13 protein-coding genes and 1 pseudogene are annotated in these 15,014 nt (G+C 67.7%); 8 read left to right on the top strand and 6 right to left on the bottom strand.

Features of this window, described 5'->3' with window-relative positions:
- Nucleotides 1-4 precede the first annotated feature (4 nt).
- Nucleotides 5-889 carry a hypothetical protein gene (locus ACEPA4_RS11920; protein ID WP_164093510.1) on the top strand — a complete coding sequence of 295 codons (885 nt, stop codon included), beginning with the start codon at nucleotides 5-7 and terminating at the stop codon, nucleotides 887-889.
- 98 nt (nucleotides 890-987) lie between these two features.
- Here ACEPA4_RS11920 and ACEPA4_RS11915 read toward each other — a convergent pair whose 3' ends face one another.
- A complete protein-coding gene (locus ACEPA4_RS11915; RefSeq protein ID WP_005417035.1) occupies nucleotides 988-1,284 on the bottom strand; it encodes a hypothetical protein in 297 nt (98 codons plus the stop codon).
- A 169-nt stretch (nucleotides 1,285-1,453) separates the two neighbouring features.
- Between ACEPA4_RS11915 and ACEPA4_RS11910 the strand changes: the two are divergent.
- Together ACEPA4_RS11910 and ACEPA4_RS11905 are read left to right on the top strand one after the other, a co-directional pair.
- Nucleotides 1,454-2,112: pseudogene (locus tag ACEPA4_RS11910) on the top strand (decarboxylase).
- A 68-nt stretch (nucleotides 2,113-2,180) separates the two neighbouring features.
- Nucleotides 2,181-2,960, top strand: a complete 780-nt coding sequence (locus ACEPA4_RS11905; RefSeq protein WP_053499550.1) for a CDP-diacylglycerol diphosphatase — start codon at nucleotides 2,181-2,183, stop codon at nucleotides 2,958-2,960.
- On the opposite strand, the gene ACEPA4_RS11900 is transcribed toward ACEPA4_RS11905, so the two are convergent.
- Complete coding sequence (locus ACEPA4_RS11900) at nucleotides 2,957-3,592, bottom strand: GNAT family N-acetyltransferase (RefSeq protein WP_005417030.1); 636 nt, start codon at nucleotides 3,590-3,592, stop codon at nucleotides 2,957-2,959. The two genes, ACEPA4_RS11905 and ACEPA4_RS11900, sit on opposite strands and share 4 nt — an antisense overlap.
- A gap of 181 nt (nucleotides 3,593-3,773) precedes the next feature.
- On the opposite strand from ACEPA4_RS11900, the gene ACEPA4_RS11895 reads away from it, so the two are divergent.
- A complete protein-coding gene (locus tag ACEPA4_RS11895) occupies nucleotides 3,774-6,500 on the top strand; it encodes a TonB-dependent receptor plug domain-containing protein (RefSeq protein WP_374082866.1) in 2,727 nt (908 codons plus the stop codon).
- A gap of 78 nt (nucleotides 6,501-6,578) precedes the next feature.
- Here the strand turns inward: ACEPA4_RS11895 and ACEPA4_RS11890 are convergent, their stop codons facing one another.
- Nucleotides 6,579-7,220 carry a hypothetical protein gene (locus ACEPA4_RS11890; protein WP_005417028.1) on the bottom strand — a complete coding sequence of 214 codons (642 nt, stop codon included), beginning with the start codon at nucleotides 7,218-7,220 and terminating at the stop codon, nucleotides 6,579-6,581.
- Nucleotides 7,221-7,403: 183 nt separating this feature from the next.
- On the opposite strand from ACEPA4_RS11890, the gene ACEPA4_RS11885 reads away from it, so the two are divergent.
- A complete protein-coding gene (locus tag ACEPA4_RS11885) occupies nucleotides 7,404-8,564 on the top strand; it encodes an amidohydrolase family protein (RefSeq protein WP_005417027.1) in 1,161 nt (386 codons plus the stop codon).
- A gap of 48 nt (nucleotides 8,565-8,612) precedes the next feature.
- Here ACEPA4_RS11885 and ACEPA4_RS11880 read toward each other — a convergent pair whose 3' ends face one another.
- Nucleotides 8,613-9,050 (bottom strand): DUF3806 domain-containing protein, encoded by a 438-nt coding sequence (locus ACEPA4_RS11880; RefSeq protein ID WP_374082865.1) that lies wholly within the window; start codon nucleotides 9,048-9,050, stop codon nucleotides 8,613-8,615.
- A gap of 131 nt (nucleotides 9,051-9,181) precedes the next feature.
- On the bottom strand, nucleotides 9,182-10,063 hold the full coding sequence (locus ACEPA4_RS11875; protein ID WP_374082864.1) for a LysR substrate-binding domain-containing protein: 882 nt from the start codon (nucleotides 10,061-10,063) through the stop codon (nucleotides 9,182-9,184).
- 115 nt (nucleotides 10,064-10,178) lie between these two features.
- Here ACEPA4_RS11875 and ACEPA4_RS11870 point away from each other — a divergent pair, with 115 nt between their 5' ends.
- On the top strand, nucleotides 10,179-10,880 hold the full coding sequence (locus tag ACEPA4_RS11870; RefSeq protein WP_065185738.1) for an ankyrin repeat domain-containing protein: 702 nt from the start codon (nucleotides 10,179-10,181) through the stop codon (nucleotides 10,878-10,880).
- A gap of 54 nt (nucleotides 10,881-10,934) precedes the next feature.
- Nucleotides 10,935-12,392, top strand: coding sequence for an amidohydrolase family protein (locus ACEPA4_RS11865; protein ID WP_374082863.1), 1,458 nt, complete (start codon nucleotides 10,935-10,937; stop codon nucleotides 12,390-12,392).
- Between the two features lie 93 nt (nucleotides 12,393-12,485).
- On the opposite strand, the gene ACEPA4_RS11860 is transcribed toward ACEPA4_RS11865, so the two are convergent.
- Nucleotides 12,486-13,415: a LysR family transcriptional regulator gene (locus ACEPA4_RS11860; RefSeq protein ID WP_005417015.1), complete on the bottom strand. Its 930-nt coding sequence runs from the start codon at nucleotides 13,413-13,415 to the stop codon at nucleotides 12,486-12,488.
- 93 nt (nucleotides 13,416-13,508) lie between these two features.
- Between ACEPA4_RS11860 and ACEPA4_RS11855 the strand changes: the two genes are divergently transcribed.
- Entirely contained in the window at nucleotides 13,509-14,702 is a 1,194-nt protein-coding gene (locus ACEPA4_RS11855) for an MFS transporter (protein ID WP_032954258.1), read from the top strand.
- The last annotated feature ends 312 nt before the right edge of the window (nucleotides 14,703-15,014 follow it).

Raw genomic sequence — 15,014 nt, 5'->3', positions numbered from 1 at the left:
GCCCATGCCTTCCATTCCCGTCCGCGCCGCCCTGTGCGCTGCATTGCTGGCGACCCCGCTGCTGGTGCTGGCGCAGTCTTCTATCCTGCCGCAGCAGCGCGATGCCGCCGGCAACGTGATGGAACCGCTGGGGCAGGTGCTGGAACAGGGCGGGCAGGGCGAAGTACGCACGCAGTACTGCACGCTTGATCGTGTCTGGTGCGTGCGTGTGCAACCGGTGGCCGAGGACGGTGATCGGCCAACGACGCTGGAAGTCTCTGAACGGGTGGCCGGCGAAAGCGAAGCGCATACCTACCACGTCAGCATCGACGTGCCGCAGGAAAGCGAGCTGTCGCTGTGGCCGTGGATCGTGCGTCTGGCTCCGGGTATCGGCAGCGATGAGCCGGTGACCGACCCGCAGCAGCGCGCCCACCAGAATGTGCTGGTAGGCGGCATCGTCAAGTTCAACACCATGTACTCCGGTGGAGGTGCCGACGCGTCCACGCTGCAGTTGGCACGCGTGCGCCACCTGCAGGACGACATCCAGGTGGACGACGACGTGCTGACGGTGCCATGGCTGGGCAATGCGATGATCCGTGCGTGTTTCAGCGAGCAGGACATGAAGCAGCGCGCAGGCGCCTGCCACGACGAATACGGGTTCTCGGCCAGGCTCGGGCTGGATCCGGTGGCCGAGGGCATGCCGGTGCTGCGCTACCAGACGGTGGCAACCCGCTTTCCGGCGGGCGTTTCGCGTTTCGAGGATTCGCTGGCCAAGGGCCCGCTGAAGAAGAAGGACCTGCGCACCGAGCAGGACCCGGCATGCAGCTACACGCGGCTGTTCCGCTTCAATGATGGGGTGTTCCACCCCGACCAGGCGCTGCCGGACTGCGCGGGGTATACCGAACCCTGAGCCCTAGAGAGCCGAGCCATGCTCGACTCGGGTTCTCGCATGGCCCGACCGCAGAGCAGCCGAGCGTGGGCTCGGCTCTACAAAAACTAAGGCGGCGCTTACTCGCAACGGGTAGCGGTGATGATGTTGTCCTTGTCCACGTACACGCGCAGGCGATCCTGGCGGATGTCCTTCGTGGTGATGGTGCTGGGGCCGATCGGGTTGACCAGGCCGGCGCCGCTCTCGCTGGACAGGCGGCGGATGTTGGGTTCGTTGGCCGGCTGGCCGATTGCCCAGCCCAGCTGGCTGGCATCGCAGTGGCCGGTACCCTTGACCTGCGGGCCAGGGGTGCTGACGCAGGCCGACAGCAGCAGGGCCGACGCAGGCAGTAACAGGGACAGACGGAAGGCGGACATGCGAGCGCTCCTGCGCAGGGAAGATGGCGGAACGATAGCACCCGTCGCGCGAAAGGCGTCAGCACTCCGGTCATTGCCGGCACAGCGTGGTCATTGCATAGTGGGAGGGATGGCTGGCAGCACGCCAGCGGGCAGGCCGGGCCATTCCGGTGCAGGTGTTGGATACGCTATGACGGCAGGCAGTTTGCGCGACAAGCGCAGGGCGAGAAGAGTACTGGCAGTGTCGGTGCTGGGCGTGGCGTTTGCCGCCTCTGCCATCGAGCCGACGCCGGACGCCGCTGCGGAAGCGCCGGTGTTCGGTGCCTGGCGCAACCTGCAGACCGAGGCAGGCTACGCACCCGCCCAGCGCAACCTGGCGTTCGCGATGCTGCCGCAGGCCGCCACCCGCGGCGATCGATTCGCCATTGTCGATCGTGAGGGCAAGCGCGCGGTGTGCTGCCTGCAGGTGGCCAGCCCGTCGCTGGGCGTGGCCGCACTGCGCGAGCAATACCACCTGCCACAGGCCTGGGTGACCGACCTCAGCAATGGCCGCAGCCCGGCACGCCCCTACCTGCCGCACGTCTATGCGATGCAGCGCGTGGATGAACTGGCTGACTATGGTTTCACCGATGTGCCGGGGGCCTACAGCGACCTGGGGGGCTGCTGATTCCCGAAGGTGCCGCGCTGGAGGCCGATGGCAGCGCCGTGCGCCTGGGTGATGACCGTTATCCCCTGCATTTCCAGCGCCAGCCGCACGCCGAAGATGATGGCGCACTGGACCGCTACACCCTGCAGGCGGGCGAGGGCGTGGCTCCGGTCGTGGTTGAAGTGCCGTTCGGCACCTACTGATTGCAGCACCGCGCTGGCTAGAATGCAGTGCGGCGCCGCCTGCCGTGCCTGTTCCGTGAGTCGCCGCCGTGTCCCTGCGCTCGTTGCTGCTGTCGCCCCTGCTGCTGTTGTCCGCCTGTGCGAGCGCGCCGCCTCCGCCGCCCGTCCATTCCGATGCGCTGTGGCGCCTGATCGAGCGTGACTGCCAGGCAGCTGACGGCCCGCGCGGCAGCTGCCTGCGGGTGGAGACGGCGGCCGGCCGCCGTGACGTGCTGGTCAAGGATGCACACGGTGACTACCAGTTCCTGCTGATGCCGCTGGACAAGGTAAGTGGCATCGAGAACCGCGGTCTTTACCAGCGTGGGGCGCCCAACTATTTCGCGGCCGCCTGGCAGGCGCGCGCGCACACCGAACAGGCCCTGGGCCAGCCATTACCGCGCAACGTAGCCAGCCTGGCGCTGAATTCACCGCACGGACGGTCGCAGCACCAGTTGCATATCCATGTCGATTGCCTGCGCACGGACGTGCTGCAGGCCCTGGATGCACACGCCGGCGCCCTGGGGCCACGCTGGTCACCGTTGCCGGTGCTTCTGCGCGGGCATCAGTACCAGGCCTATCTGTTGCCCGGTGCGGAAATGACCGCCAATCCGCTCAACCTGCTGGCCTATGGCCTGAGCGGCGTAGGCGATGTGGGCCAGTGGAGCCTGGTGGTGGCCGGACGCGATGACGTGCAGGGTGGCCCCGGCTTCATCCTGCTGGCCACCCGCGTGGATGCCGCCAGCGGCAACGATGCCAGCGGCGAAGAACTGCAGGATCACGCCTGCACGGTGCTGACCGGCGCGGGTGCGGCACTGGAGCGGGTGCGCTAGCCGATCCGCTGCAGGTGGCTGTGCCACGCTGGCGCGGTAAGCGCCAGCAACTGGCGGTCATGCCATCCCTCGGCGTCCAGGTGGAAGTCGCGCAGGATGCCTTCACGCATGAAGCCCAGGGCCTGCAGTGCCTGGGCGAAAGGGGTGGTGCAACCCGGTGGCAGCAGTACGAAGATGCGATGCAGGCCGACATTGTCGAACAGGAACGGGCACAGCGCGCGCAGTGCGGCCTGTGGATGGGCGTTGCGGTGCTGCAGCGACTGCAGTTCTGCGCAGCGCGAATGCAGTGACTGCAGGCGGACATGCAGTTGGTCGTGCAGGATGCCCTGCGCGTCGTCGAACACGCCCAGTACCAGTAGATCGTTGTCTTCCTGTAGGCGTGAACGATGGACGCTGGCGAGGAAGCGGGCCTCTTCATCAATGCCGTAGGAAGGCCGTTGGCCGCGCTGGCGACGGTCGTCGAAGGTGCGCCAGCGCGGCAGATCGGTGCGCTGGAAGGAACGCAGGGTGATGGGCGTTGCCTGGAGGTGCAGCAGGTGGCGACGCAGGACGGGGCGCAGCGGGGCGAGGTGAGTGTAGGTGGCGCGGTTGGTCATCCATGCACGATGCGTATCGGAAGCGCGCCAGACCATGCAATTCATTGCAAAAGTGTGGCGGTGCCGTGGGTCCGTCTGATTCGGTTCAGGCATAAGCCCATCAGGGCTGGTCATTTCCGTTGAAACCACCCATTCAGGACACTTTCGTTACGGGATCGTTATGTGCCGCACAGGCCACGGCTCCCCCGTACCACCCGCCCACTCCCCCAGGAAGCCCATGTCCGCCTCCCACAAGGCGTTGCGCCCGCGTCCGCTGGTGCTCGCGCTGTCGTCCCTGATGCTGGTCTCGCTGCCGGCCTTCGCGCAGGAAAGCGCACCCACCACATTGCAGGAAGTGAAGGTCACCGGCTCGCGCATTCCCCGTGCCAGTGTCGAGGGGCCCTCGCCAGTGACGGTGATCAGCCGCGAGCAGATCGATGCGCAGGGCTACCGCAATGCCTTCGACGCGCTGAGCGCGCTGACCGAGAACACCGGCAACGTGCAGGGCGAGGACTTCGGCAATACGTTCACGCCGGCCGCCAACACCATCAACCTGCGTGGACTGGGTCCGAACCGCACGCTGGTGCTGGTCAACGGCCGCCGCCAGGCCGACTACCCGCTGGCCTACGAGGGCTCGGTGAACGTGGTCAACCTCGCCAACATTCCCAGCGCCCTGATCGAGCGCATCGAGGTGCTCGCCGCGGGTGCGTCGGCGGTGTATGGCTCCGATGCCATCGCCGGCGTGGTCAACATCATCCTCAAGGACCGCTTTGAAGGCGTGGACGTGAACGTGCGCGCCGGCGGCACCCAGCAGGGCGGGGGGGACAACCAGCGCGCGCAGGTGGTCGGTGGCAGTTCCGGCGAGCGTTGGGATGCGCTGTTCGGCTTCGAGTTCGACGTGCGCAAGGCGATCCACGCGCGCCAACGCGACTTCATGGATTCACTGGACGATGATCCGGCCGGCAAGGCGCCGCAGGCGACCGCGATCGCCTATCGCCGCAATGCTGCCACCGGCCGCAACATCGATCCGGGCGTGAGCGGCTGCGACGCAGCGTCGGGCATTTATGGCGGCAGCGTGTTCCGTGCCAACAACCCGCGCCAGGGCTGGTACTGCGGCAGCAACGAGGCCGCCGCCAGCTACTGGACCGTGCAGACCCAGAAGCGCAACCTCAATGGCTATGGCCTGTTGACCTTCCACGTCAACGACACCACCGACCTGTTCGCCGATGTCGCCGTGGGCAGCGCGCGCATCTACAACAACACGCGCGCGCCGACCTGGACGTCCTCACGCAACTACTTCTACAACCAGAACAGCGGAAGCCTGGAGAGCTGGTACCGCCGCTTCGCGCCGGAAGAAATCGGTGGCCTGCCGCGCAATGCCAATCGGTTCCTGGAGAACTCGTGGTCGTTCAACGTGGGCGCACGCGGCCAGATCGGCGACAGCGGCTGGGACTACGAGGCGGTCTACAGCCGGTCGCGCTACGAGAACCGAACCCGTCGCCCGGTGCTGCTGGCCGGCATCAACGAGTACCTGCTGGGCCCGAAGCTGGGCGTGCGCAATGGCGTGGAGGTCTATGCGCCGGACCCGGTGCGCCTGTTCAAGCCTTTGACTCCGAACGAGTATGCGGGCCTGTCCGACTATCAGGAAAGTCGCAACGCGGCGTGGCTGCAGACCTTCAGTGCCAGTGTCAATGGCCGCCTGTTCGCACTGCCGGGCGGCGATGCTGCGCTGGCCGCAGTGGTCGAGGCCGGCAGCCAGGGCTACCGCAACCGCCCGGACCCGCGGCTGGGCACCGGCGAGTTCTGGAACACCAGCGCCGGTATCGGTGCCGGCGGTGATCGCGATCGCTATGCGGCCGGCGTTGAACTGCAGTTGCCGTTGCTGCAATCGCTGACCACCACGCTGGCCGGCCGCTACGACCAGTACCGCGCAGGCGGCGAGCACATCGGCAAGGCGACCTGGAGCTTCGGCGTCGAGTTCCGCCCGATCGAGAGCCTGTTGATCCGCGGCTCTGCCGCGACCAGCTTCCGTGCGCCGGACATGAACTACGTGTTCGCCACCGAGACCCGCGGCTACAACCCGGGCATGACCGATTACTGGCGCTGCCGTACTGCAGGCCAGTCGTACGACAACTGCGACTACAACGGCCTGTCGATCGACTACAGCAACCGCGCCAACGCACAGTTGCAGCCGGAAACCGCAAAGTCGTACGGCTTCGGCGTGGTCTGGTCGCCGCTGTCCGGGCTGGATTTCAGCGCCGACTACTACGACATCCGCATCGACAACGAGGTGACCAGCCTCGATACCAGCCGTATCCTGCGTGACGAGGCCGATTGCCGCCTGGGCCGCACGCTGGGCGGCGAAGCGCGCGATATCGGTTCACCGCTGTGCCAGGACGCACTGTCGCGGGTGATCCGCAATCCGTCCAACGCCACGGTGCAGCCGGACCAGGTGACCCGCGTGCTGATCAATCCGATCAACGCGGCCTCCGAATCGGTGCGCGGCCTGGACCTGAAGGGCAACTGGCGTTTCGATGCCGGCCGCTATGGCCGCTTCACCACGCGCCTGGCCTACACCGTGGTGCTGGAGCACAAGTACCGGCAGTTCTCCGATGATCCGGAGCGTGACATCCGCAATTCGCTGGATGATTACCAGTGGCGCAGCAAGGCCAATGGCAGCATCACCTGGAACCAGGGTGACTGGACCACCACGCTGTACGGCAATCGTTTCGGTTCACTGCCGAAGACCGATGGCAGTGGCCGCATCGCGCCGTACATGACCTACAACGCCAGCGTGTTCCGCCAGTTCGGCGAGAACCTGTCGGTGGGCGTGATCGTCAACAACCTGCGTGACAGCCGCCCGCCGGCAGACAGGAACGGGGGCGGCTGGCCGTTCTACCCGGTCGGCAACTACGACCCGTATGGCCGCCAATACTGGCTGCAGCTGGACTACCGGTTCCGCTGACCGGGCGGGCAGACAGAAGGCCCGGCAATGCCGGGCCTTCTGCTGTCTAGACACCGCGGTGATGGCGCGCGCGGTCGCCTAGGGCAGCGCCTGTTGCAGGTACGACTCGATGACGTAGCTGAAAGGCTGCTGCTGGCGGTCGCGCAACAAGGCACGCACCTCGAGGATCACGCCGTGATCGCCTTCGCCCCGCGGCGGCCAGAACGTCTGGTCAGCCAGGGTCTGGCGCTGGAAACCGAGCGGGCCGACCACGCGACCGAACGGTTCGTCGGTGCTGTCCAGCACCTGGTTCATGGCCGGGCTGAGGTGGCCAGGCAGGTACCAGTTGTCGGCCTCGGACAGCACGCGGCTGCCGCAGACCAGCTGTACGCGGCGATAGCGCAGTTCGGTACCCGGCGTCGCGCCCAGCGCCTGCAGAACGTCGGCGGGGGCAGGCTTGTCCTGGCCGTGCACGCGCACCGCGCGCACCCGGGCTTGTTCGGCCAGCCCATGTTCGGCGCACCAGTGTTCCAGCGTGGCGGTGGCGCTCTGCCCGGACAGCACGCGCTGGTGCAGGCGCTCGACCAGTGCAGCCGGTGCGATGCGCTGCTGGCCCGGCGGCGACTGCAGCGGTGCAGCGGCCGCAGCATCAGTGGCGGACAGGCTGGCGATCGGGGCGGCGGCAAGCAGGGATGCGGCCTGCCAGCGGCGGAGACGATCGTGGCGGTCGGACGGGCCCATGCGGCATCACAACGGAAACAGGCGCCTATGTTACCTGTTCAGGGGTGTGCACGGCGTGGCTGCGACCGGTTGTCGCAGGCGCAATCATCGTCCTGGTGAATGCGTGCCATCCAGATATTTCGTTGGTCGATGGGTGCAGCGGGGCGCACGATGGCGGCAGTCTTGGCATTCCAGGAGTTCCCGATGACCCTCCAGTTCGTCCATGGCGGTGTCGACCGCAACGGTGCGCCGCTGCATTTCCATATCCGTGATGGCCGCATCAGCGGCCTCAATGGCGAGGCCTCGCCGGCCGACGGGGCGGAATGCGTCGACCTGCAGGGCTTCGCGGTCCTGCCCGGGCTGGTCGACGGCCACATCCATCTGGACAAGAGTTTTGTCGGAGACCGCTGGCACCCGCATCAGCCGGTGAACAGCCTGCGTGAGCGGCTGGCGGTGGAGAAGGCCGCGGTAGCGGGTGCCGCGCCGATGGTGGACCGTGCCGAGGCATTGATCCGCCAGTGCAGCCGCTTCGGCACGGTGGCCATGCGCTGCCACGTCGACATCGACGGCAGCACGGGCCTGCGTCATCTCGAGGCGGTACGCGAGGCCTCGCTCCGCTGTGCCGGCCTCATGCGCATCCAGCTGGTAGCGTTCCCGCAGGCCGGGGTGATGTCCTGTCCGGGTACCGCCGCCGTGCTTGAGCAGGCCCTTGCAGCGGGCGTGGAGGTGCTGGGAGGCATCGACCCGACCACGCTGGATGGCGATGCCGAAGGCCAACTGGCACTGCTGTTCGGCCTGGCCGAGCGCTATGGCGTGCGCCTGGACATCCACCTGCACGAGCCCGGCGAAACCGGACTGGCCCAGTTGCTGCGCATTGCCGCGCGGACCCGGGCCGCTGGCCTGCAGGGGCGGGTGGCGGTCAGTCATGCCTACTCGCTGGGCGAAGTGCCGCTGGCGCGCGCGGTGCAGGTGGGCGAGGCGCTGGCGACGGCGGGCGTAGCGATCATGAGCAACGCGCCGGGGGATCATCCGTTCCCGCCGCTGCGTGCGCTGCATGATGCCGGCGTGCGCGTGTTCGCTGGCAATGACAACATCCGTGACTGCTGGTGGCCGTACGGCAACGGCGATCTGCTGCAGCGGGCGATGCTGCTGGGCTACCGCTCGGGCTTCTACACCGATGCCGACCTGATGCTGGCGCTGGACATGGTCACCACCCACGCCGCGCAGGTGATCGGGCTGCCGCAGCACGGCATTGCCGAAGGCCTGCCGGCCACCTTCGTGGCGGTGCGCGCCGATCACGGTCCGGCGGCCGTGGCCGCAGTGCCGGTGGAGCGACGCGTGGTGGTGGACGGCCGCTGGCTGTAGATCCAGGCCGCGCCAACCTCTGTAGCACCGAGCCATGCCCGGCGGCTTTCAGGCGTAATCGTCGGCGCCGGTAGCGACGAATTCTTCCAGCCACGCCAGCAGATGGGCGATGTCGATGACCTCGCCCTGCTCCACGCGCTTGAGCAGCAGGGTGCTGGCGCCGATCTGCAGGCTGCTGTCGGCATAGCGCAGCACCGCATCGATGCCCCAGGCATCGGTGACCTGCATCCAGGCCAGGCCCGGCACGCGCTGGGCCAGAATGTCACCGAACGCCACGCCCAGCGCTTCCCAGCCGCCGCAGTCGTCACGATCGATCAGTTCGGCATCGACCACGCGCTGCAATGTGCTGGCGGCCAGCGGCCATTGCACCGGCAACGTCGGGAAGCTGGCGGCCACGCGTGAGGCGATCCGTGCACGCTGGTGCTGCAGGTGCGTCTGCAGGGCTGCAGGCAGGGGATCGAATCGGGTCGGGGGTTGGTCGGACATGGCGAGGCGCCGTGGAGCACGGAAGCAGGGGGCACTGTACGAGGCGATGATTCCCGCCGTGCGGCAAGATTGATCAGATATCGATGATCAATGCGCGAAAGGCATCCACGCGTGGCGTGGATCTATCGTGGTCAGTCCGGTTCGCGCTGTACCTGCCGCCACAGCTCGCTGGCCAGTGCCCGCACCGCATCATCGGCATCGGCACGATGCAGCAGACCGATTTCGTAGTTGTCGATCACCGGCAGCCCGCGCTCGCCATCGATGATGCGGTGCTCGCGCGTGACCGCGCGGCGCGGCAGCAGGCTGACGCCGATGCCATCAGCCACCGCGCCCTGGATGCCACTCAGCGACGAACTGGTGAAGGCAATGCGCCAGCGCAGGCCCAGCGCTTCCACGGCGTGGGTCATCTCGTCGCGGTACAGCCCTCGCGGCGGGAAGGTGACCAGCGGCAGCGGGTCCTGCTGCAGGCAGCTGCTGCGCAGGCTGTCGATCCAGTGCATCGGCTCGTGCCGGCAATGCACCGCCTGGCGGCTGTTGCGGCGTTGCTTGACCAGCACCAGGTCCAGCTCGCCGTGGTCGAAGCCCTGGGCCAGGTCACGGCTCAGGCCGCTGCTGATCTCCAGCTTCACCTGCGGGTGGCGGCGGCTGAAGGCGGCCAGCATGCGGGTGGTCTGCGGGTTGACGAAGTCTTCGGGTACGCCGATGCGGACCGCAGTTTCCACCGTCGCGCCGGCCAGCGCCTGTGCCATTTCCTCGTTCAGGTCGAGCATGCGCCGCGCATAGCCGAGCAGGGTGTGGCCGGCGTCGGTGGGGTGTACATCGCGGTGGCCGCGCTCGAGCAGGCGATGCCCGGCCAGTTCCTCCAGCCGCCGTACCTTCTGGCTGACCGTGGACTGCGTCGAATGCAGGCGCGTGGCCGCCGTGGTGAAGCTGCCGCAGTCGGCCACCATCACCAGCGCCCGCAGCAGGTCCAGTTCGAACAGGGTTCTATTCGATTTGGCACTGTCTTGCATTTGAACATTTCACTTCTGGATACCCAGGCCGACTTCTACCATGCGGGGCAGGGGCCGGCAATGCGCGGCTCCTGCGACCATCGCCCTGCGGCGATGGAGAAAAGGAGACACCGTGATGCGCTTCCATTGCCCTGCTGGCTGGCCTGCACCGTTCACGCGCGTGCTGTTGTTGTGTCTGCTGGCCATGGTCACCCCTGCCTGCACTGCCACCTCCAGAGCCGACGCAGACGCGCGCCTGCGTGATGCCGCCAGCCGCGGCGACGCCGATGCGGTGCGACAGGCGATCGAGGATGGCGCCACGCTGGAGGCGCACGATGGCCAGGGCCGCACGGCGCTGCTGCTGGCCACGCAGGGCAACAACGTGGATGCCGCGCGCGAACTGATCGAGGCCGGGGCGGACGTCAATGCCAAGGATGCGCTGCAGGACAGTGCCTACCTGTATGCCGGCGCGCGCGGCCTGGATGAGATCCTGGCGATGACCCTGGCGCACGGCGCCGATCTGCGCAGCACCAACCGCTATGGGGGCACTGCGTTGATTCCGGCCGCCGAGCGCGGCCACGTCAGCACCGTGCGCATGCTGCTGCGTGCAGGTGTGGCGGTGGACCACGTCAACCGCCTGCACTGGACCGCGCTGCTGGAAGCGATCCTGCTTGGCGACGGTGGTGAACGCCATGTGCAGATCGTGCAGCTGCTGCTGGAGGCCGGTGCCGACCCGGAGCTGGCCGATGGCGATGGCGTAACGCCACTGGCGCACGCGCGCCAGCGTGGCTATGCCGGCATTGAAACCCTGCTGCGCCAGCACGGCGCGGCGCGCTGAACCGCTACTCCTTCCACCCGCACGCTGGCCGTGCCTACCAGGATGCTGTCCATCATGTTCCGTTCCCGCCCGTTGTCCCTTGCCATCCTTCTTGCGGTGGCGCCGCTGTCGGTATCTGCTGCCGAGCGCGCCGACCTGCTGATCCGCAATGCCATCGTGGTCGACGTCGAGCACGCCAGCACGCGGGCCGGGCAGAGCGTGGTGATCCGCGGCGAGGACATCGTCGCGGTGGGCCCGGACGCGCAGCTGCGCAGCCAGTGGAGCGCGGCCCGCCAGATCGATGCCAAGGGCAAATACCTGATCCCGGGCCTGTGGGACATGCATGTGCACTTCGGTGGTGGCCCGGCGCTGATCGAAGAGAACAAGGCACTGTTGCCGCTGTACATCGCGCACGGCATCACCACCGTGCGTGACTGCTCGGGCGACCTGCCCGAGCAGGTGCTGCAGTGGCGTGGCGAGATCGCCAGGGGCACGCTGTTCGGCCCGCGCCTGCTCAGTTCCGGCGCGAAGATCGAAGGCATCAAGCCGGTCTGGAAGGGCACGATCGAAGTGGGCAGCGAGGCCGACGTCGACAAGGCGATCACCCGACTGCAGCACGACAGGGTCGACTTCGTGAAGATCACCGACAGCACGCTGAAGCCGGATCTGTTCCTGTATTCGGCCAGCGCAGCGCGCAAGGCCGGCTTCAAGGCCTCGGGCCACATTCCGATGGCGCTGACGGTGGAGCAGGCGGTCGATGCCGGCCTGGCCTCGATCGAGCACCTGGACTACGCATTCAAGGCCGGCAGCAGGGACGAAGCGAAGATCGCCGCCGACTTCGGCGCCGGCCGCATCGACCGCGCGGAAGCCAATCGCCGCCTCGACGCCAGCTTCGACCGTGACACTGCGATGCACGCTTACCGTGATTTCGCCAAGCGCGGCGTATTCGTGACCCCGACCCTCAACGGTGGCCGTGTCCTCGATTTCCTGGACCAGGATGACCACGCCAACGATCCGTACCTGGCCTACATCGGCCCGGGCCTGCGCGCGACCTACCAGTGGCGCGTGGACCGCGCGGCGAAGGCGACGCCGGCACAGATCGAGGCGCGCCACGCGCAGTACCACCAGGTGGCTGCCGTGCTGCCGTTGCTGCAGGAGGCGGGCGTGACGATCATTGCCGGCACCGATGCGGGCTTCCTCAACTCGTTCAACTTCCCGGGCATCGCCCTGCACCAGGAACTGCAGCTGTTCGTGAAGGAGGGCCTGAGCGCGCCGCAGGCGCTGGCGGCCGCAACCCGTTCCGGCCCGGCCTGGTTTGGCCAGATGGACCGTTACGGTGATGTCGCGCGGGGCAAGGCCGCCGACCTGGTGCTGCTGACCGCCAACCCACTGCAGGACATCGCCGCCACCGAGAAGATCGACAGCGTGATCCTGCGCGGCAACGTGTATGACCGCGCCGCGCTGGACAAGATGCTGGCCGACACCAAGGCCAAGGTCGCGGCGTGGAATGCCGAGGCTGCGAAGGCGCAATGATCGACAGGGTCGGATCCCTTCTCAACGGGAAGGGCTCTGACCCTGTGGTCTTGAACAAAATCCACGCCATGCGTGGATGATGGGGCCGGTGACCTAGCGCGGTGCCGGCCGCATTCCGTGCAGCTGCGGCAACGCAGCCTTCATCGCATCGATGAAGGCGCGCAGCCGTGGCGGCTGCTGGCGCGCGGCAGGAAACACGACGTGTACCGGCAGTGCCGGTGCCTGCCAGTCCGGCAGCAGCTGCACCAGCCGCCCTTGTGCGAGGTCGTCGGCCACCAGCCAGGCCGAGACCACCGCTGCGCCCAGCCCGGCGCGTGCAGCCTGCTGTACCACGAACAGGTTGTCGCTGAGCAGGCGCGGGCTGATTGACAGCGTATGCGCCCGGCCCTGCGCATCATGCAGCAGCAGGCGTTCGCGGTAGTAGGTGACCAGCGAGATCCACGGCAGTGACTGTGCCTGTTCCGGCGTACTGACCGCCGTGGCGTCCACCAGCGAGGGCGCTGCCACGACGATGCGCGGCACTTCGGCGAGCGGCAGTGCAACCATGCGCGGTTCGTCGACAGGGCCCACCCGCACCGCGCAGTCGATGCCTTCTGCGATGAAATCCGGGCGACGATCTTCAAGGATCCACTCCAGGCTCAGCTGCGGGTGCTGGGCGAGGAATGCGAGCATGGTCGGCAGCAGCTGCGCCTGGCCAAAGGCGTGCGGCACCATCACCCGCAGGCGTCCGCGCAGCGTTTCCGGTTCGCCGTTCAGCTCGGCCTGCAGCGACTCCCATTCGTCGACCACGCGCTGCGCATGACGCTGGCAGCGCAGGCCGTCCTCGGTCAGTTGCAGGCCATGGGTGGAGCGCTGCAGCAGACGCAGGCCGAGCTGCCGCTCCAGTGCCTGCAGGCGTCGGCTGACCGTCGGCTGGGTGGTGCCCAGCTGCAGGGCCGCAGCAGACAGGCTGCCGGCATCGACGATGCGCAGGAAGGTGCGCAGCAGATCCAGGCGATCAGCGCCGGTGGCGAGGTCATTCATGCGTGTGGCGTATGAAATATATGTGCCAGAGCCTACTACAGACGTTTGGCGAATACAGGCAGGATACGCTCACTTCCTCTACGGGGCTCCCCCATGTCTACCCCCTCGCTGTCTGTTGCGGCCGCACCGGCGACCGTGCCTTCCGCCCCATTGGTGCTGGCAATGGCGGCCGGTGCCGGCTTCTCGGTCGCGTCGCTGTATTACAGCCAGCCCATGCTGGGCCTGATCGCCCAGGACCTTGGCGCCGGTGAGCGCGCCGCCGGCCTGGTGCCAACCTTGACCCAGCTCGGCTACGCACTGGGCATCCTGCTGCTGGCACCGCTGGGCGATCGCTTCGACCGCCGCCATCTGATCCTGTTGAAGTCCGCGCTGCTGGCGCTGGCACTGGGCGCCGCCGCGATGGCCGGGCACCTGCCGGGCCTGCTGATGGCCAGCCTGCTGGTCGGGCTGATGGCAACGCTGGCGCAGGACATCGTTCCCGCCGCTGCGGTGCTGGCACCGGATGCGCAGCGCGGCCAGATCGTCGGCCGGGTGATGACCGGCCTGCTGCTCGGCATCCTGTTGTCGCGGGTGGTCAGTGGCGTGGTGGCTGAAGCGTGGGGCTGGCGCACGCAGTTCGTGCTGGCGGCGGTATCCGTGGCGGCGATGGGCGCGGTGATGGCGCGTGCACTGCCGCGTTTCGCGCCGACCAGCACGCTGCGCTATCCGGCGTTGCTGGGTTCGTTGCTGGCGTTGTGGCGCGAGCAGCCGCAGCTGCGCCGTGCGGTGGCCAGCCAGTCGCTGCTGGCCGTGGGATTCAGCGCGTTCTGGTCGACCCTGGCGCTGATGCTGCATGCACGTCTGGGCCTCGGCAGTGCGGCGGCGGGTGCGTTCGGTATCGCCGGTGCGGCCGGTGCATTGGCCGCGCCGTTTGCCGGCCGTTTCGCTGATCGACTCGGGTGCCATGCGGTGGCACGGCTGGCGATTGCGGTGGCGCTGCTGGGCTTCGGCCTGCTGCTGGCCGAAGCCTGGTTGCCGGCCGCCGCGCTGTTGCCGTTGCTGGTGGTGAGTGCGCTGCTGTTCGACTTCGGCTTCCAGTCGGCGCTGGTGGCGCACCAGACCCTGGTCTACGGGCTGGTGCCGCCGGCACGCAGCCGGCTCAATGCGCTGTTGTTCACCGGCATGTTCATCGGCATGGCCGCCGGTGGTGCGCTGGGGAGCCTGGCGCTGGCGCAGTGGGGGTGGCACGGCGTGGCCTGGCTGGCGGTGGTGTGTGCGGGGGGCAGCCTGGCACTGCGTTTGAAGTAGGGGGTTGTTCGGCAGGGCTTGCAGCCCTGCACCTGCTGGAGGCAACAGCAACAGCAACAGCAACAGCGGGGTTCCTGTAGGGAGGCGGGGTGGGTCCGGTTGCGGGGGACGCCGTGAATCCCCAGTCCGGCCCAGCCGCTGGCGGCTGGGCGTTCGGGCGCTTGCGAAGCAATGCTTCGCAAGCGAAGCGCCCTCACCCATGGAGGCTCGGTCGCGCCATCCATGGCGCTCACGCCCCCGCAACCGGACCCACCCCGCCTTCTGTTGGAATGGCTCTTGGGGTCAGATCCGTTTTCCGGAGGAAAACGGATC

The organism is Stenotrophomonas sp. P2112 (assembly GCF_041897515.1).
Classification (GTDB): domain Bacteria; phylum Pseudomonadota; class Gammaproteobacteria; order Xanthomonadales; family Xanthomonadaceae; genus Stenotrophomonas; species Stenotrophomonas sepilia.
The sequence above is the reverse complement of the archived record's forward strand: the minus strand, read 5'-3'. Positions and strand labels throughout refer to the sequence as shown.